This window comes from Amycolatopsis sp. NPDC041971, from assembly GCF_055588925.1.
The window spans coordinates 371,767-388,800 of sequence record NZ_JBVJCE010000001.1 but is presented as its reverse complement, the minus strand read 5'-3'; the positions used below and the strand labels follow the sequence as shown (position 1 = coordinate 388,800).

The following is a 17,034-nucleotide window of genomic DNA, read 5'->3' as shown; positions in this document are numbered from 1 at the left end:
CGAAATCGCCGGCAAGTACATACCTGAGACGCGATCGGCTCTAACGACCCCGAACACTCACGACAGGTGTCACTGACCGGGGATCAGAGTCCGGATCTGCTGGACCTCACCGGTGCGCGAGTCCATGACCCGCTGGGCCAGCGCCTTCGCCTCCGGGTTCTTGCCGTCCTTCAGTTCGGTCCTCGCCAGCGCGACCCCGTTGTGCTGGTGCGCGACGAAGATGTCGGCGAAGTCGAGGGTGAACTCCGACCCGTCCTTTTTGGACAGTGCTTCGAGCAGTCCCTTGTCCGTGAGCCCGTCGCCACCGTGATGGTGGTGCGCGTGCGGATCCGCCGAACCCGTCTCGGGTTTGCCCCAGCCCTTCAGCCAGTTCCGCATTTCGGTGCTTTCGGTCTGCTGCGTCGCCTCGATGGCGGCCGCGAGATCCTTGAGCTCCTGCTTCTGCGCCTGCTTGGCCTTCACCAGCTTGACGATCTCCACGCCCTGGTTGTTGTGGGCGATCATCATCTGCAGGAACATCACGTCGGCGTCGTTGTACTCGGCGGACGCCGCGGCGGCCGACTGGGGGACCGGGGAGATCGGGCCGCCGGCGGTGGTCGGTGATCCGTCACCGGTCCCGCAGCCCGCGAGGGCCACGAGACCGGCGACGAGAACGAGGGCCAGTTTCACTGGCGCGTCCAGAGTGCGGGGGTGTTCGGCGGTTCCCAGCCCTGGAGCGCCGTATGCGCCAGCTGGCAGCGATAGGTCGCGCCGCCGTAGGTCACCGTGCTTCCGGCCGCGTAGGCCGTCCCGGCCGCCCAGGTGCCGCCGGCGGGCGGGTTGCTGGTGCTGGTCGGCGGTTTCGACGTCGTCGGCGGGTTGCTGGTGCTCGGCGGGTTGCTCGTGGTGGGCGGGTTGCCGCCGCCGATCTGCAGGTCGATGCAGCTGTAGAAGGCCATCGGTGTGTCCGCGATGTTCCAGATGGCGAGCACCTTCTGGCGGCCGCTGAAGCCGTTCAGGCTCACCGTGTGCGACGTCGGGTCCTTCGGCGCGGAGTTGTTCCCGCTGATGTCGGCGATCTTGGTGCCACCGATGTAGTACTCGTAGTTCGAGGTCCGGTGGTAGGCGGTGAACTTCCAGTTGAAGGTCACGCTGTTGCCGACCGAGGCGGCGGGCCACGACTTCGACTCGTTGTTGAGCTCGGCGAATCCGGGAAGGCCGCCGTTGCAGCTACGGAGCCCCTTGGGGCCTTCGACGCTCTGCGGTTCGTAGGCGATGGCACCGCAGCCGGAAACCTTGCCTTGGGCGCAGTTCGCCTGGCGGCTGGGCGGGGACAGCACGTAGCCGTGGGCGCTGGCCACCTGGGGGATGGCGACGATGGCGATCGGGGCGAGGATCGCACCGGCGGCGGCTGCCACGAGCTTGCGTTTGACGGTCATGCCGGCTCCTGGGGATGAAACGACGGTGTTCCCGCGAGGGGGAGCAATGTGGTCTAGACCATAAATCCGCCGGTGACCGGGGTCAATGATTCACTGCCCTGCTACTGCGTAAAGCCCAATTGGAACGGCCGATCGGCCTAATACGATCGGAGCGTGGGCTCAATCCAGGGTGAAGGGGTCGTACTTGATCCGCGCCGGATCCGTGCCCGCGGCGAGCAGTTTCGCGATCGTCGCTCGGATCATCGGCGGCGACCCGGCGACGTACACGTCGCGGTCCTTCCAGCCGCCGCGCTGCGTGACCGCCATGGCCAGCGTGCCGCGGTCGCCGCCGATGACGGTGCCTTCCTCGGTCACCGGGGTCACCGTCAGCCAAGGGCAGGTGACGGTCAGTCCGTGGAGCTCGTCGAGGGCGTAGAGGTCTTCCGGCCGCCGGCCGCCGAAGAACAGCTGTACCGGCGGATTGTTCTTCCAGCGCGACATGTCGTCGAGCAGGGCGAGCAACGGTGCGACACCGGTGCCGCCGCCGATCATCAGCAGTGAGCGGCTTTCCGTGTGGTGCACCGAAAGCGCGCCGAGCGACGGGCCGAGACGCCAGACGTCGCCGGGCCGGGTGTGGTGGACGATCGCGCGCGAGACCCAGCCGCCGCGCACGGCGCGCACGTGGAACTCCATCGTCCCGTCGTCGTGCGGCGCGGTGGCGGGCGAGAAATAGCGCCACATCCGCGGGCGCTGCGGGACTTCGACGCTGACATAGCCGCCGGCCCGGTACGGGAGCGGCTGCCCGGTGCGCACCTTGATGACGGCGACGTCGTGGGAGGCGAGCCGGTGCTCGACGACGGTCGCCTTCCACCACGCGGGCCCGATCTCCTTGCCGGCGGCCTCGCACATGTACTTCGAAATGACGCCGTACGCGGTGACCCAGGCGTCTTCCACCTCGGGTGTCCAGTCGTCCTTCAAGAATCTTTTCAGCGTGGCGATCAACGCGACACCGACGGCGTCGTAATGGCGACCGAGGACGTCGAACTTCCGGTGGTCCCGGCCGAGTTGGCCGAGGAAAGTGGTCAGTTCGTCGGGCCGGTCCACCATCTGCACGACGTAGACGAGCGCGCGCAGCAATCGATTTCGCTGGGTCGCCATGGTGATCGGGAACAACGCCCGCGCGTCCGGTGCGACGGTGAAGAGTGCCCCGTAAAAGTATCGGGACAGCTCCTCGGCCTTGGTTTCGACGGCGGTGAAACTTTTCCGGATGAGCTTGGCCATTCGGACGATCTCGTCCGCCGCGGGTGTTTCGACCAGGGGCGCAGCGGTAATCGGTGACGATCTCGGTGGATGCTCGTATTTCACTGTTTCGGCAGTCATGGGTGAACGATTTTCTCCCGTTGGATCGGGCATATTCTCCGGACCCGATGTCATCTTGCTCGTGTTACCCCGAGGGTTCCCGACTGTATGCCCGAAAGTCGCAAAAGGATCCGCGAATGGTTGTTTCCCGCTCGAACGGAGCAAACGATATACGCGCCGTCAACCCAGGCTGGCACTAGGTAAAGGTGCTCAAGCAGGCTGAGCTTTCCTTGTCCACCAGTGCTTTTCACCAGTTCGGCGGCCGGGTGTGATCCGCCGATCGGGTGGGTTTTCCTCCGGTGACCGATCCACCATTGTGGAATCGAATGCGGCCTAGTCGATGGTGAAGGGGTCGTACGCGATCTGGTCGAGCGCGCTGCCCGCGACCAGCATCCGGGACACCGTCGCCCGGATCATCGCGGGCGAACCGGCGACGAGGATGCGGTGCCCGGGCCAGGACCCGTTCTGTGTAACGGCTTCCGCGAGCGTGCCCTGGACGCAGCCCGGCGCTTCTTCGCCGTGCTCGACCACCGGGGTCACGGTGAGCCAGGGGTTGGTGGCCGCGAGGGCGCGCAACTCGTCGAGGTCGTAAAGGTCCTCGCGCGACGGTCCGCCGTAGAACAACTGGACCGTCGGGTTCTCGCCCCATTGCGCGAGATCGTCCAGAATGGCGCGCAGCGGTGCGATGCCGGTGCCGCCCGCGATCATCAGGACGCCGCGGGAGTCCGTGCGGTCGACCGAAAGCCTGCCGAGTGGCGGTCCGAGCCGCCAGACGTCGCCCGGTTGCGTGTGGCTCACGATCGCGCGGGACACCCAGCCGCCGTCGACCGCGCGCACGTGGAACTCGATGCCGCCGTCCTCGCGCGGCGCGTTCGCCGGCGACAGGTAGCGCCAGAGCCTCGGCCGCTGTGGGACTTCGACGCTCATGTACTGGCCGGGCTGGTACGGCACCGGGAATTCGGGCTGGACACGGACCAGGGCGAGATCCCAGGTGAGCCGCCGGTGTTCGAGCACGGTCGCCGACCACGACGCCGGGTTGGCGTCGGCCGCGGCGGCCTCCTGCATCGCGCGGGCGACGATGGTGAACGCCTCCGCCCAGGCCCGCTCGACCTCCGGTGTCCAGTCCGGACCGAGATGGTTCTTGAGCGAGGCGAGCAGCGCGGTGCCGACGGCCTCGTAGTGCCGCGGGATGACGCCGAACTTGCGGTGGTCGCGGCCGAGCTGGGTCAGGAACGGCACGAGGTCGTCCGGCCGGTCGACCATCTGCACGATGTGGACCAGCGCGCGCACCAGCCTGCCGCGCTGGACCTCCATGTTGATCGGGAAGAAGTCGCGGGTGGCCGGTGCGAGGGTGAACAGCATCCCGTAGAAGAACTGGGAGATCTCCGGGATGAAGGGCTCCGACTTCGCCCAGGTGTCCCGGATGAGCCGCACCATCGCGGTGACCGCGGGCGGGGCTTCCCTCGGCGCGGAGGACCGCGGCACCGGACTGACCGCGTCGGCCGTCACGGGCTGGGCGTCGCTGATCGGGAAGCGCATGCCGGAAGACGGTTTCCCAGGTTCACGAACGAGGGCCCACTGGAGAAGAATTCACGGGTCATTCACCTCTCCGGTCAGTGGCTTTCGGCCGGTCGGCTGGTTCCGGCTCGCTCGCGAGACTAGCCGTCGAGAGCCCTTTTGCCCGCATCGTTGCTCCGGACGGGTGTACTCGAAACCGGCCTGCAGTGGGGGATCTCACGAGGTAAACAGTTGTCTTACGCAAGCGTCGCCGAATAAAGTTGTACTGTACAAGTAGCCGGGAGGCACCGATGAGCTCCGCAGACGACGCCAGGGTCGAATTGATGCGCGAGTTGAAGGCCGCCTCCCAGTTGCAGCACGCCTGGATCATGCAGGCCTGGCAGGACGAACCCGGTCTGCATCCGGCGGCCGCGATGCTGTTGTCGGATCTGGTGAAGCACGGCGAGGCGCGACCTTCGGAATTGGCCAAACGGCGCTTCGTGGACCTTTCGGTCGTAAGCCGTCAAATCTCCCAGCTGTCCGCGGCGGGGATGGTCGACCGCCGTCCCGCCCCCGAGGACGGCCGCGCGTCGATCATCAGCGTCTCCGAGCGCGGGCGCGTGGAACTGGACCGCAGGCGGGCCGGCTATCTGGCGTTCATGGAGCGTGCGCTCGGTGACTGGAACGACGAAAAGGTCCTCGACCTGACCACTCGCCTGGCCGAGATGAACGCCGACCTTCGCGCGGTCTTGTCGGCGCAGACGTGCGACGTTTGACGGGGCTCGTTACTACCCGCCGGTCTTGACTGAACGGACCTTTCGCCAGGCTGTCACGCCGGTAGCGTCGAAGTTGTGCGGAGCAGGGTCGCGTTGCTGGTCGCCTTCGGAATCGACAACTTCGGCTCGGGACTTTTCCTTCCGCTCGGGCTGGTCTTCGTCATCCGTGTGGTGGATCTGCCGCTCGCCCAAGCGGGGGCCGCGGTCACTCTCGGTGCGTTCGCCGGTCTGCTCGTCCCGGCGCTCGCCGGACGCCTCGTCGACCTGATCGGCCCTCGGACGGTGATGATCTGCTCCCACGTCCTGCAGGCCGCCGGAGCGAGCGCTTTCCTGCTGGCCGACGGTTTCACCGGGGTCGTCGGCGCGTCCGTCATGCTCGCGGCCGGACAGCAGCTGTTCTACAGCTCGCAGTTCTCGCTCATCGCCGACGTCGCGGGTGAAGGGCCGAAGGACCGGCCGTTCGCCGAAGCCGCGATGGTCCGCTCCGCGGGCTTCGGGCTGGGCGGGCTCGCGGCGGCCGGACTGCTGGTGTGGACCGGACGAGAGGGCCTGTACATCGCCGTGATGGTCGACGTGGTGACCTTCGTCGTCGCCGCGGCCATCCTTTCGACGCTGGTCACGCCGGTCCCGCGGCATCTGCCGCGGCTCTCGGGGCCCGCGCGGGTCTGGCGGAACCGCCCGTACCTGGCGCTCATCGTGTTCAGCGGGCTCTTCGCGCTCACGATGGACTTCTTCCTCATCGGGATGCCGGTGTACGTCTTCAACGCCTTGCAGGGCCCTCGATGGCTTCCCGGCGCGATCATCGCGCTGCTCACCGTCGTCACCAGTCTGGGTGGAGTCCTCGGGTTGCGGCTCACCCGGAAGCTGACCCGGATCACCGCCATGCGCGCGGGCTCGGCGTTGTTCGCGGTGTGGTGCCTGGCGTGTCTCCTGGTGGTGTTCGTGCCGAAGGTCTTCCAGCCGGTTTACCTGCTCGGCGCCACCCTCGTGCTGGCCGCCGGCGATCTCGCGTTCGGTCCGCGATCCGGGGCGCTGGCCGAAGCCGCGGCGCCGCCGGAGGCGCGAGGCCGGTATCTGGCGGCCTTCCAGTACGCGTTCACGCTCGCGGCGGTGATCGCTCCGGCCGTCGTCGCGCTGTTCTCCGTGGCAGTCTGGATCCCGTGGGTGCTCGTGGCCGCGTGCGCCTGCACGGCCGTCGTCGGCCTCGGCCGGGTGGGCCCGCGCCTGCCCGCGGAGGCCGTCTCACCGACCGGAGGCTGAACTTTCTCAAGTTGAGCGGAACAGACTCAACTTTTCTGACGTTGAACCGATCGACAGACTTTCGCAGGACCTAGTACGAGGTGAGGGATGGACGCTTTCAACCCGACCACGAAGACCCAGCAGGTGATCTCGTCGGCGGCGCAGGCGGCCACGATGGCGGGTAACCCGCACGTGGCGGCCGCGCACCTGCTCGGCGCCCTGCTGGCGCAGGGTGAGGGGCTCACCGCACCGCTGCTGACCGCGGTCGGGGCCGATCCGGCGCAGGTGCACAAGGAGCTGGAGCCGCTGATCGCGGCACTGCCGTCGGCGACCGGCGCCACCGTGTCGAGCCCGCAGTTCGACACGCACGCGGTCAAGGCGCTGACGCACGCGCAGAAGCTCGCGACCGAACTCGGCGACGAGTACGTCTCGACGGAGCACCTCCTCGTCGGCCTCGCCACCGAGGGCGGCCCGGTGGCCGACCTGCTCAAACGGCACGGCGCCACCCCGGACGCGTTGCGCGACGCGTTCGCCAAGGTGCGCGGTTCCGCGCGGATCACCAGCGCGGATCCGGAGAGCACCTTCAAAGCGCTGGAGAAGTACGGCGTCGACCTGACCGAACGCGCCCGCGCCGGCGAGCTGGACCCGGTGATCGGCCGCGACACCGAGATCCGCCGCGTGGTGCAGGTGCTCTCACGCCGCACCAAGAACAACCCGGTGCTCATCGGCGAGCCCGGTGTCGGCAAGACGGCCATCGTCGAAGGGCTCGCCCAGCGCATCGTCGCCGGTGACGTGCCGGAATCGCTGCGCGGCAAGCGGGTCGTGGCGCTGGACCTCGGCTCGATGGTCGCGGGCGCCAAGTTCCGCGGTGAGTTCGAGGAGCGGCTGAAGGCCGTGCTCAAGGAGATCACCGACTCCGCGGGCGAGGTCGTCACCTTCATCGACGAGCTGCACACCATCGTCGGCGCGGGCGCGACCGGCGAAGGAGCGATGGACGCGGGCAACATGATCAAGCCGATGCTCGCCCGCGGTGAGCTGCGGATGGTCGGCGCGACCACGCTCGACGAGTACCGGCAGCACATCGAGAAGGACGCCGCGCTGGAGCGGCGTTTCCAGCAGGTGCTGGTCGGCGAACCGTCCACAGAGGACACCATCGGCATCCTGCGCGGGCTCAAGGAGCGGTACGAGGTGCACCACGGGGTGCGCATCACCGACGCCGCGCTGGTCGCCGCCGCGACCCTGTCCGACCGCTACATCACCGCCCGCTTCCTGCCGGACAAGGCGATCGACCTGGTCGACGAGGCCGCGTCGAAGCTCCGCATGGAGATCGACTCGCGGCCGGTCGAGATCGACGAGGTCGAGCGCGCCGTGCGGCGCATGGAGATCGAGGAGATGGCGCTGTCCAAAGAGGACGATGCCGCCTCCAAGGACCGGCTCGCCGTGCTGCGCTCGGAGCTGGCCGAAAAGCGGGAGACGCTGACCGCCCTGACGGCGCGCTGGCAGAACGAGAAGGGCTCGATCGAACGCGTCCGCGACCTCAAGGGGCAGCTGGAACAGCTGCGCGGCGAGTCCGAACGCGCCGAACGCGACGGCGACCTCGGCAAGGCCGCCGAGCTCCGCTACGGCCGGATTCCCGCGCTGGAGAAGGAGTTCGAGGCCGCGATCGCCGACAGCGAAGTCAGCCAGCAGAACGTCATGCTCAAGGAAGAGGTCGGCGCGGACGACGTCGCGGACGTGGTCAGCGCGTGGACCGGCATCCCGGCCGGACGGCTGCTGGAGGGTGAGACGGGCAAGCTGCTCCGGATGGAGGAGGAGCTCGGCAGGCGCGTCGTCGGGCAGAAGGAGGCCGTGCAGGTCGTCTCGGACGCGGTGCGCCGCACCCGGGCAGGCGTCGCCGACCCCGACCGGCCGACCGGTTCGTTCCTGTTCCTCGGCCCGACCGGCGTCGGCAAGACCGAGCTGGCGAAGGCGCTGGCCGAGTTCCTGTTCGACGACGAGCGCGCGATGCTGCGGATCGACATGAGCGAGTACGCCGAGAAGCATTCGGTGGCGCGCCTGGTCGGGGCGCCTCCGGGTTACGTCGGCTACGACCAGGGCGGGCAGCTGACCGAGTCGGTGCGCAGGCGGCCGTATTCGGTGGTGCTGCTGGACGAGGTCGAGAAGGCGCACCCGGACGTGTTCGACGTGCTCCTGCAGGTGCTCGACGACGGACGGCTCACCGACGGCCAGGGCCGCACGGTGGACTTCCGCAACACGATCCTGGTGCTGACCTCGAACCTCGGTTCGCAGGCCATCGCCGACCCGTCGCTCGACGAGCGCCAGCGCAACGACGCGGTGATGTCGGTCGTGCAGCGGCAGTTCAAACCGGAGTTCCTGAACCGGCTGGACGACATCGTGGTCTTCCACGCGCTCGGCACCGACGAGCTGACGTCCATTGTGGACATCCAGCTCGAGCGGCTCGCAACGCGGCTTTCGCGGCGTCGTCTGACGCTGGACGTCACCGCCGGGGCACGCGAGTGGCTCGCGCTGAACGGCTTCGACCCGATCTACGGCGCGCGGCCGCTGCGGCGGCTGGTGCAGTCGGCGATCGGTGACAAGCTGGCGAAACAGCTGCTGGGCGGTGAGGTCCGGGACGGCGACACGGTCCGGGTCGACATCCCGGCCCAGGAGGCGTCGGACGCGCTCATGGTCACTCGGGTGGACTGACGCGGGTCGGTCACCTGCCGGACGCCACGGAAGGTCCTTATCCTCGCGAAGCTCGCGAGGATAAGGACCTTCCTGGCATTGGCGACACGGCGATTTGTCGACGTTTTCGGCGCGCCTTCAAGGATGCGGCCCGAAAGGGGTGCGCGACACGGTGCCCGGCGATCACCTCCGGTGAGGGCAGGGGGATACCCTGACCGTCGTGGGTATTCCGGCGTGGATCTGGTTCGTCATCGCCGCCGTCGCCTTGGTGGCGGGGCTGGCGCTGCTCGCGGCCGACCGGGCGAAGGAGGGCTCGCGCAATCGCGAGCGAATGCGCTGGGCCGAGCTGCGCGGCTGGCAGTTCGTCGAAGAGGACGAGCGGTTGCCGCGGCAGTGGTCCAACGGCGCGATCGGGTACTTCGGCGCGCAGCTGGCGGTCAACGTCGTGGCCGGGTCCACCTTCACCTCCGACGGGCGGCGCCCGGTCTTCATCTTCGACATCGAGACCGAAGGCCAGATCCCGGCGGTAGTGGTCGCCGTCCGGTGCAACCGTGTGCACGAGGTGCCGCTGGAGATGTGGCTGTCCAGTGTGCCGTTCCAGCGCCAGGGCATGCCCGAGATGCTCGGGCCGATCGGCCAGCGCTACGCCTTCGCGGACGACTCCGAGGGTGCTCGCAAGGTGATCACGCAGGACCTCGTCGACGCGGCGGATTCGCTCGGCGGCGACGTCGGTGTGGCGTGGCTGGAGAACGAGTGGGTGCTCGCGAGCGTCGCCCCGAACGCCGGGCCGTCGCGGCTCGAGCGGCTGCTGCGCGACCTCGGCGAGATCGCCGACATCGTCGACCCGTTCGACGAGGAGTACGACAACGCCTCGACCCCGGGCCGCCACTGGCAGGCCGAGGCCGCCGACGAAATCGAGCCGAAGAACTAGTCAGGAACGTTCGAGTTTCAGCGGGAGCGCCCCGGCGGTCGCGCCGGTGTGCCACGACTGACCGAGCACCGTCAGATCCAGCGTTCCGGACTGCGTCACCTGCCCCGCCCGTGCGGGATCGATGGTCGGCAGGACCCCGCGCAGGGTCGTTGTCGTGGTGCCGCGGGCGGACGCCACCTCGCCGATGCCGAGGTCGCCGTTGATGTGATGCGAACCGGCCCCGGTGAGTCCGGCGCCGTGCCGCGCGAGTTTTAGGTCCTGTCCGGTGGTCACCAGCCCGGACGACGGGCCGATGGTGCCGCCGAGAGCGTGTTCCTGGCCGAAGCCGGTACCCGGGCCGACGTCCAGCGGCAGGAGACCCTTGAACCGGCCGTTGCCGTGCTGCGCCGACGTCGTGCCGACGGCGGCGAGTTGGCCGACGTCGACACCGTGCCCGGAAGACCGACCGGCCTCCAGCGCGCCGCCGAGGTCACCGGAGAAACCGCCGTCGAGTCGCAGGGCCCGGTCGAGGCCGCCGCCGAGGTGCTGCTCCGTCTCGTTGATCACGCCGACCCCGGGCAGCGGACGGACGGCGTGATAGGTCCTCTCGGCCGCGCGGAGACCGCGGCTGTCCTCGGAGACGAAAGTGGGGACGCTGGTGCGCGGGTCGAGCGTGGCCTCGGTCAGCCGGGCGCCGGTCCGCTGGAGTTCGATCTCGTTCCCGGCGACGACACTGCCGTAGCGGTCGAGCCTCACCGCTTCCCGCTGGCCGTGCTTGACGGCCTCGGTGGTCTTCGTCGCGGCGAGCAAGCCGACCTTGTCCGGACGGGCTGTGACACCTTCGCGGGTCTCGACGGTCTCGCTCACCGAACGGCGGACGTCCGCGATGGCCCTGACGTCGCCGATGTCCTTGCTGAAGACGTTCTGTTCGGTGGTGGTCAAGAAACCGCGAAAGACGGATGTGTCGCCTTCGCTGGTGAAGCCGATACCGCGATCGAGAGTGCCTTCGCGCTGGTGGTCGAGAGGAAGCGGGATCGCCGGATCGGTCTGGGCGGCCAGTGCGGTGGCCGGACCGGTGAACAACAACGCCAGCGGCGCCGCGCCGGCCGCGACCTTGGGCAGGTAGCTCGGCTTGCGCCTGCTGTGCTTCCCCATGGGGCCGGACAATACTTCCCGACTTGAGCGGTTGCACGTAAAATCCCCACGGTGGGTGACCCCCACACCCGTCCCTCCAGCCACTCTTCGCCGAACCCGACCGAGGAGTAGGTTCGGCGATATGACACAAACCGCCCTCATCACCGGCGCCACCGCCGGCATCGGCGCGCAGTTCGCGCGCAGGCTCGCCGCCGAGGCGTACGACCTCGTGCTCGTCGCCCGCGACGTCGACCGGCTGGAGAGCTTCGCGGCGGAACTGATCGAGGCGCACGGCGTCGACGTCGTGGTCCTGCCCGCCGATCTGTCCGAAGTGGACGGACGCGGGCTGGTCGAGACGCGGCTGGTCGAAGAGCCGGTGGACCTCTTGGTGAACAACGCGGGCTTCGGGCTCAACGGCGATTTCTGGACCATTCCGCCGGACGCGCTGCAACGTCAGCTCGACGTCAACGTCACCGCCGTCCTGCGACTCACCCGCGCGGCACTGCCGGGGATGCTCGACCGCGGCGAGGGCGCGATCATCAACGTCAGCTCGGTCGCCGGGTTCTTCAGCGGCCGTGGTTCGACGTACACGGCCAGCAAGAACTGGGTCACCTCGTTCACCGAGGGCATCGCCGCCTCGCTGCCGGAGAACATCCGCATGATGGCGCTCTGCCCCGGGTTCACCACCACGGAGTTCCACGAGCGGGCCGGACTGGCCAAGCCCGGTCCGAAGGCGTTCTGGCTCGGCGTCGACCAGGTCGTGGACGAAGCGCTCGCGGATCTGCGCCGCGGCAAGGTGATCTCGGTGCCGAGCCTGCAGTACAAGGCACTCGTCGCGGTCGGCGGGCTGCTGCCGCGCGCGGTGCTGCGGAAGCTCGGCGGCGGTTTCGGCGGCAAGGGCCGCACTTAGGCCGTGTCCCGGTAAGTCTGTTCGATGGCTGAAGCCGGTCTCGTCCGCCGGAGACCATCACTCCACAGTGTCATCCCGCGGTCATCCCGCGGAAGACGGTTGGCGCCCGCGCCGGGCGGGTACGCGCGGATCATGAAGTCATCCCTTCTCGTCATCGCGGGGGCGCTGACGCTGGCCGCCTGTTCCACCGAACCGGCGCCCGCCCCGGCGGCACCGGGGCCGGTCGAAGCCCAGCCGGTGAAGGCGATCCAAGCGGCGGCGGGCGCTTTGCCCGACGGGCGGGTGTTCGACGTGGAGCACGCGAACGACGGATGGGAGCTCAAGGTCGCGTCACACGGGCAGGAACACAAGGTGCGCGTGAGCCGGGATGGCGGCCAGGTCCTCGGCAAGCAACAGGCCGCCAAGCCGAGCGACGACTTGGCGAAGGTCGAACAGGCGGGTGTCGACGCGGTCAAGGCGCTCCAGGCCGCGCAGCAACGCCAGCCGGGCGACCTTGACGAGATGGAGGTCGACTACGCCGCCGACGGCACCCTCGTCTGGGAGGTCGAGCTCCGAGACGGCAAGGGGATCGAGCACGACGTCGATGTCGATGCCAGGACCGGTGCGGTGAGGTAGGGCCCGCCCCACCAAGGAGACGCACGTTCGCCCCAGGGTGCGGCCGGCCCGGTCTTCCTAGGGTTTTCCCCATGAACACTGGGTGGAACGGTGACGCGGTCCGGCTCGACGGCGTCCGCAAGGAATACGGCAAGGGCGTCGTCGCTCTGGACGGGGTGACGCTGACGTTCCCGCGCGGCGGTTTCACCGCGGTGATGGGCCCGTCGGGATCGGGCAAGAGCACCTTCCTGCACTGCGCGGCCGGACTGGACCGGCCGACGTCGGGGTCCGTCGTACTCGACGGGCAGGAGCTGGCCGGGATGAGCGAGACGAAGCTGACGAAGCTGCGCCGCGACCGGGTCGGTTTCATCTTCCAGGCCTTCAACCTGCTCCCGGCGCTGACCGTCGAGCAGAACGTCACGCTCCCGCAGCAGCTCGCCGGCGCCAAGCCGGACCGCCGGGTCGTCGAGGAGATGCTGACCCGGGTCGGGCTTTCCGGCCGTCGCAAGCACTTTCCCGGCGAACTTTCCGGTGGGCAGGCACAGCGCGTCGCGATCGCACGGGCGCTGGTGACCCGGCCCGCGGTGGTCTTCGCCGACGAGCCGACCGGCGCGCTCGACACCCGCACCGCCGCCGAGGTTCTCGCGCTGCTGCGCGATTCGGTCCGGACGACCGGCCAGACGGTGATCATGGTGACCCACGATCCGATGGCCGCCTCCTACGCCGACCGCGTCATCTTCCTCGCCGACGGCCGGATCGCGGACGAACTGCACGCGCCGACGGCGGACGTCGTCGCCGAACGCATGATCCACCTGGGTGCGTGGGGCAGCTCGGTCAAGGCGGGTGCGTGATGCTGCGACTCGCCTTCCGGACCCTGCGCCTGCGCAAGGGCGGGTTCATCGGCACCTTCATCGCCGTCTTCTTCGGCGCGTTGATCGTCGCCTCCTGCGGTGGCCTGATGGAGACCGGGATCCGCGGCAACGCGGAACCCCAGCGTTTGGCCGCCGCGCCGATCGTCGTCACCGGCGGTCAGACCTTCGAGCTGCCCAAGGAAGACCCGGCGGCTCTCGAACCCGATGACAAGCGCAAATTCGAGGACGCGCGGCTCCCCGAGCGTGTCCGGCTCGACGACGGGCTGGTCGCCCGGCTGCGGTCCGTCCCCGGTGTCTCGGACGTCGTCGGTGAAGTGAGCTTCCCGCTCGCGGCGGGTGGCAAGCCCGCCCTCGGCCACGCTTGGGACTCCGCCGCGCTGACCCCGTACGCGCTGGTCGAGGGAGTCGCGCCCGCCGCGGGCGAGGTCGTCGTCGAGTCGAGGTCCGGCTTCGAACCCGGCGACCGGATCGACGTCGCCGCCCACGGCGAAGTCGAAGGCTTCCGGGTGTCGGGTGTGGCCGGTGCGCCGCGTTCGATCACGCAGGCGGCCATGTTCTTCTCCGCCGCCGACGCCGCCCGCCTCTCCGGGTACCCCGGCAAGGCCGACGTCATCGGCGTCTTCACCGACCCGGGCGCCGACATCGAAGCGGTGCGGGCGAAGGTCGCCGAGGTCGCGACCGGGGCGAACGTCCTGAGCGGGATCGACCGCGGTGTCGCGGAGTTCCCCGAGGCCGATTCGAGCGGGGCCGACCTGATCGTCATCGCCGCGGTGTCCGGCGGGCTTTCGGTGATGGTCGCGATGTTCGTCGTCGCCAGCACGCTCAGCCTGTCCACCCAGCAGCGTTCGCGTGAACTCGCGCTGATGCGGGCGATCGGCACGACCCCGCGTCAGCTCCGGCGCATGGTGCTCGGCGAAGCGGTGGCCGTCGGCCTGCTCGCCACCGCGCTCGCCGCCGTCCTCGGCCCGTTCCTGGGCGAGTGGCTGTTCGGACAGCTCGTCGAAAACGGTGTGGTGCCCGGAGTTCTGCAGTTCTACCAAGGCTGGCTGCCCGCCGTGGTCGGTGCGGGCGCCGCGATGCTGGCGGTGTTCATCGCCGCCTTCTTCGCGGGCCGCCGCGCCGGGAAAATCCGGCCGACCGAGGCGCTCGCCGAGGCCGCGGTGACCCGCCGCTGGCTGACCCCGACGCGGATCGTGTTCGCCGTCCTCTGCTTCGGCGGCGGCACCGCGCTGGCCATCGTGACCGTCGCGGTGATGACCGGCCCGATCGCGGCCAGCACCGCCGGGCCCGCGGTGATCCTCTGGGCGCTCGGCGTCGCGATGATCACCCCCGGCGTCGCCAAGGTGATGACAGCGATCCTGCGGTGGCCGATGCGCCTGGTCGGCGGGATCGACGCGCATCTCGCCGTGCTCAACACCCGTGCCGGCATCGTCCGGGCGGCGGGCGCGGTCACCCCGATCATGCTCGCCGTCGGAATCGCGACCGCGAACATCTACCTGCAGACCACCCAGCAGGAGCTGGCGAACCAGGCGTTCACCGAAGACGTCCGCGCCGACGCCGTGATCGCTTCCGCGGCGGGCGGGCTGTCCCCGGACCTCGTCCGGCGGATCCAGGCCGTGCCCGGGGTCGCCGGAGCGTCCGAGTACGTCACCAGCAGCGTGTTCCTCGAGGAGCCGTACGACTCCTCCGACGAGGGTCGTCCGGCGATCGGACTCACCGCCGCCGGCGCGGCCGCGACCACCGACACCAAGGTGACCCAGGGCGACCTGAAGGCGTTGACCGGCATGACCGTCGCGCTCCCCGAGGTCTTCGTGAAGGACTTCGGCCGCGGCCTCGGCGACAAGCTGAGCCTGCGGCTCGGCGACGGCACCCCGGTCGACGTCAAGGTCGTCGCGGTGACCAGCCAGCGTCCCGGTTTCGAGAGCCTGCTGCTCCCGGCCGGTCTGCTGGCCCCGCACACCACCGCCGGACTTGCCCCGCAGCTGCTGGTCCGCGCCGCCCCGGACGTCGACCCGGTGGCGCTCACCGAACGGCTTCGCGAGGCGACGGCCGGGCAGCCGGTGTCCGTCGGCGACCGGGACGCGCTCGTCGCGGCGCACGCGAAGGATCAGGCCGTCGGCGCGTGGGTGAACTACCTGATGGTCGGGATGATCATCGCCTACACGGTGATCTCGGTGGCCAACACGCTGGTGATGGCGACGATGCGGCGGCGCCGCGAGTTCGGCCTCCAGCGGCTCACCGGCTCGACCAGGGCGCAGGTCCTGCGGATGGCCGGTTACGAAGGCGGGCTCGTCGCGCTGCTCGGGATCGTGCTCGGCACCGTCGTCTCGGCGGGCGCGATCGTCCCGTTCTGCCTGGTGGCGACCGATTCCCTGCTGCCGATGGGCTCCCCGCTGATCTACCTGACCATCATCGGGATGGCCGCGGCGCTCGCGCTGGTGGCCACCCTGGTCCCGGCCTGGCTGGCGACCCGCGGGCAGGCCGTGGACGCCGCGACGTCCGGCAGTGACTGAGCGCACTGCGGGAAACACCCCGGTGGCGCGCCGCGAGCCGTGTGTAAGACTCTCGGCCGTGGCGTACCCCGGAGTTGATCAAGCGGCGAAACTCGAACTGGCGAGACTGGTCGGCGAACTCGCCGTCGTGCACGGCAAGGTGACCTTGTCCTCCGGCAAGGAAGCCGACTACTACATCGATCTCCGGCGGGCGACCCTGCATCACGCGGCCGCTCCGCTCATCGGGAAGCTGCTCCGCCAGCTCACGCACGACTGGGACTACGTCGCCGCCGGTGGCCTAACCCTCGGCGCGGACCCGGTGGCGCTGGCCATGCTGCACTCCGCGGCGACCGACGGCGTCGTGCTCGACGCGTTCGTCGTCCGCAAGGGCGTCAAGGCGCACGGCATGCAGCGCCGGATCGAAGGCGTCGAGGTGCTCGGGCAGCGCGTGCTGGCCGTCGAGGACACCTCGACCACCGGCGGCAGCGTGCTCACCGCCGTCGAGGCGCTGCGCGAGGCCGGAGCGAACGTGGTCGGTGTCGCGACGGTCGTCGACAGGGACACGGGAGCGCGTGAGGCCATCGAGAAGGAAGGCCTCGAATACCGTTACGTTCTGAACAAGGACGATCTCGGTCTGTCCTGAGTACTTGCGTCCCGAAGGGGGCATCCTCCGTGCGAACGGAGGATGCCCCTTTTTTCGTGAGCGTTCCTCAATACGGAAGGGGTAACGTCCCAGGTAGGAGTGTGAAAGGGGGTTGAGGTGGCGGGTTTCCTGGCGAACGTGACAGTCGCGGTGCACGTTTTCGCGCTGGTGTTCATCGGATTCGGTGGTTTTCTCGCGTGGCGGTGGCCGAAGGTGATCTTCGTGCATGTGTTCTTCGCCGCATGGGGGGTCCTCGTCAACGTCTTTCCGTGGCCTTGCCCGCTGACGGCGGCGGAGAACCACTTCCGGCACCAGCAGGGTCTCGGTGACCTGCCCGGCGGGTTCAACGCCTACTACCTGTACGACACCGTGTTCCCCCGCTCGTCGCTGCCGATCGTCGTCGTGATCGCGATGGCGGCGGTGATCATCTCCTACATCGGCGCGTACCAGCGCTGGCGGCAACGCCACCACGACGGGGACGCACCGGCGCACCGCGTCAGCATGAGCTGAGTGACAATCACCCGGT

General features: G+C 69.1%; 15 protein-coding genes. 10 read left to right on the top strand and 5 right to left on the bottom strand.

Annotated features, from left to right (window positions below; genetic code table 11):
- Positions 1-69 precede the first annotated feature (69 nt).
- The 4 genes from ACZ6DT_RS01935 to ACZ6DT_RS01920 all read right to left on the bottom strand — a co-directional run bounded on the left by ACZ6DT_RS01935 (position 70) and on the right by ACZ6DT_RS01920 (position 4,295).
- Positions 70-669, bottom strand: coding sequence for a DUF305 domain-containing protein (locus ACZ6DT_RS01935; RefSeq protein ID WP_465587207.1), 600 nt, complete (start codon positions 667-669; stop codon positions 70-72).
- The gene (locus ACZ6DT_RS01930; protein ID WP_465587204.1) at positions 666-1,418 is read right to left on the bottom strand and encodes a lytic polysaccharide monooxygenase; all 753 of its coding nucleotides are present in this window, start codon (positions 1,416-1,418) and stop codon (positions 666-668) included. Before ACZ6DT_RS01930 ends, ACZ6DT_RS01935 begins: the two co-directional genes overlap by 4 nt.
- A 159-nt stretch (positions 1,419-1,577) precedes the next feature.
- Entirely contained in the window at positions 1,578-2,678 is a 1,101-nt protein-coding gene (locus tag ACZ6DT_RS01925; RefSeq protein WP_465587202.1) for a globin domain-containing protein, read from the bottom strand.
- Between the two features lie 411 nt (positions 2,679-3,089).
- Positions 3,090-4,295 (bottom strand): globin domain-containing protein, encoded by a 1,206-nt coding sequence (locus ACZ6DT_RS01920; protein ID WP_465587199.1) that lies wholly within the window; start codon positions 4,293-4,295, stop codon positions 3,090-3,092.
- Between the two features lie 269 nt (positions 4,296-4,564).
- Here ACZ6DT_RS01920 and ACZ6DT_RS01915 point away from each other — a divergent pair, with 269 nt between their 5' ends.
- From ACZ6DT_RS01915 to ACZ6DT_RS01900, 4 genes are all read left to right on the top strand, one after another.
- Positions 4,565-5,029 (top strand): MarR family winged helix-turn-helix transcriptional regulator, encoded by a 465-nt coding sequence (locus tag ACZ6DT_RS01915; protein WP_465587198.1) that lies wholly within the window; start codon positions 4,565-4,567, stop codon positions 5,027-5,029.
- A 75-nt stretch (positions 5,030-5,104) separates the two neighbouring features.
- Positions 5,105-6,289 (top strand): MFS transporter, encoded by a 1,185-nt coding sequence (locus tag ACZ6DT_RS01910; protein WP_465587195.1) that lies wholly within the window; start codon positions 5,105-5,107, stop codon positions 6,287-6,289.
- An 87-nt stretch (positions 6,290-6,376) separates the two neighbouring features.
- A complete protein-coding gene (clpB, locus tag ACZ6DT_RS01905; protein ID WP_465587193.1) occupies positions 6,377-8,974 on the top strand; it encodes an ATP-dependent chaperone ClpB in 2,598 nt (865 codons plus the stop codon).
- Between the two features lie 199 nt (positions 8,975-9,173).
- Complete coding sequence (locus ACZ6DT_RS01900) at positions 9,174-9,884, top strand: hypothetical protein (protein ID WP_465587191.1); 711 nt, start codon at positions 9,174-9,176, stop codon at positions 9,882-9,884.
- Here the strand turns inward: ACZ6DT_RS01900 and ACZ6DT_RS01895 are convergent, their stop codons facing one another.
- The gene (locus ACZ6DT_RS01895; RefSeq protein WP_465587189.1) at positions 9,885-11,018 is read right to left on the bottom strand and encodes a hypothetical protein; all 1,134 of its coding nucleotides are present in this window, start codon (positions 11,016-11,018) and stop codon (positions 9,885-9,887) included. It lies immediately after the preceding gene.
- Positions 11,019-11,139: 121 nt separating this feature from the next.
- On the opposite strand from ACZ6DT_RS01895, the gene ACZ6DT_RS01890 reads away from it, so the two are divergent.
- From ACZ6DT_RS01890 to ACZ6DT_RS01865, 6 genes are all read left to right on the top strand, one after another.
- Complete coding sequence (locus ACZ6DT_RS01890) at positions 11,140-11,907, top strand: SDR family NAD(P)-dependent oxidoreductase (RefSeq protein WP_465587187.1); 768 nt, start codon at positions 11,140-11,142, stop codon at positions 11,905-11,907.
- Between the two features lie 132 nt (positions 11,908-12,039).
- A complete protein-coding gene (locus ACZ6DT_RS01885; RefSeq protein WP_465587185.1) occupies positions 12,040-12,522 on the top strand; it encodes a PepSY domain-containing protein in 483 nt (160 codons plus the stop codon).
- 71 nt (positions 12,523-12,593) lie between these two features.
- A complete protein-coding gene (locus ACZ6DT_RS01880; protein WP_465587182.1) occupies positions 12,594-13,352 on the top strand; it encodes an ABC transporter ATP-binding protein in 759 nt (252 codons plus the stop codon).
- Positions 13,352-15,886: an ABC transporter permease gene (locus ACZ6DT_RS01875; protein ID WP_465588775.1), complete on the top strand. Its 2,535-nt coding sequence runs from the start codon at positions 13,352-13,354 to the stop codon at positions 15,884-15,886. Before ACZ6DT_RS01880 ends, ACZ6DT_RS01875 begins: the two co-directional genes overlap by 1 nt.
- A 58-nt stretch (positions 15,887-15,944) precedes the next feature.
- Positions 15,945-16,508 (top strand): orotate phosphoribosyltransferase, encoded by a 564-nt coding sequence (pyrE, locus tag ACZ6DT_RS01870; protein ID WP_465587179.1) that lies wholly within the window; start codon positions 15,945-15,947, stop codon positions 16,506-16,508.
- A gap of 117 nt (positions 16,509-16,625) precedes the next feature.
- Positions 16,626-17,018 (top strand): DUF2784 domain-containing protein, encoded by a 393-nt coding sequence (locus ACZ6DT_RS01865; protein ID WP_465587176.1) that lies wholly within the window; start codon positions 16,626-16,628, stop codon positions 17,016-17,018.
- Positions 17,019-17,034: the final 16 nt, after the last annotated feature.

Bases quoted from the DNA above. Each gene is read 5' to 3' on its own strand.
- ACZ6DT_RS01930 (WP_465587204.1), bottom strand. From the start codon at position 1,418: ATGACCGTCAAACGCAAGCTCGTGGCAGCCGCCGCCGGTGCGATCCTC.
- ACZ6DT_RS01925 (WP_465587202.1), bottom strand. From the start codon at position 2,678: ATGGCCAAGCTCATCCGGAAAAGTTTCACCGCCGTCGAAACCAAGGCC.
- ACZ6DT_RS01920 (WP_465587199.1), bottom strand. From the start codon at position 4,295: ATGCGCTTCCCGATCAGCGACGCCCAGCCCGTGACGGCCGACGCGGTC.
- ACZ6DT_RS01915 (WP_465587198.1), top strand. From the start codon at position 4,565: ATGAGCTCCGCAGACGACGCCAGGGTCGAATTGATGCGCGAGTTGAAG.
- clpB (WP_465587193.1), top strand. From the start codon at position 6,377: ATGGACGCTTTCAACCCGACCACGAAGACCCAGCAGGTGATCTCGTCG.
- ACZ6DT_RS01895 (WP_465587189.1), bottom strand. From the start codon at position 11,018: ATGGGGAAGCACAGCAGGCGCAAGCCGAGCTACCTGCCCAAGGTCGCG.
- ACZ6DT_RS01890 (WP_465587187.1), top strand. From the start codon at position 11,140: ATGACACAAACCGCCCTCATCACCGGCGCCACCGCCGGCATCGGCGCG.
- ACZ6DT_RS01885 (WP_465587185.1), top strand. From the start codon at position 12,040: ATGAAGTCATCCCTTCTCGTCATCGCGGGGGCGCTGACGCTGGCCGCC.
- ACZ6DT_RS01880 (WP_465587182.1), top strand. From the start codon at position 12,594: ATGAACACTGGGTGGAACGGTGACGCGGTCCGGCTCGACGGCGTCCGC.
- ACZ6DT_RS01875 (WP_465588775.1), top strand. From the start codon at position 13,352: ATGCTGCGACTCGCCTTCCGGACCCTGCGCCTGCGCAAGGGCGGGTTC.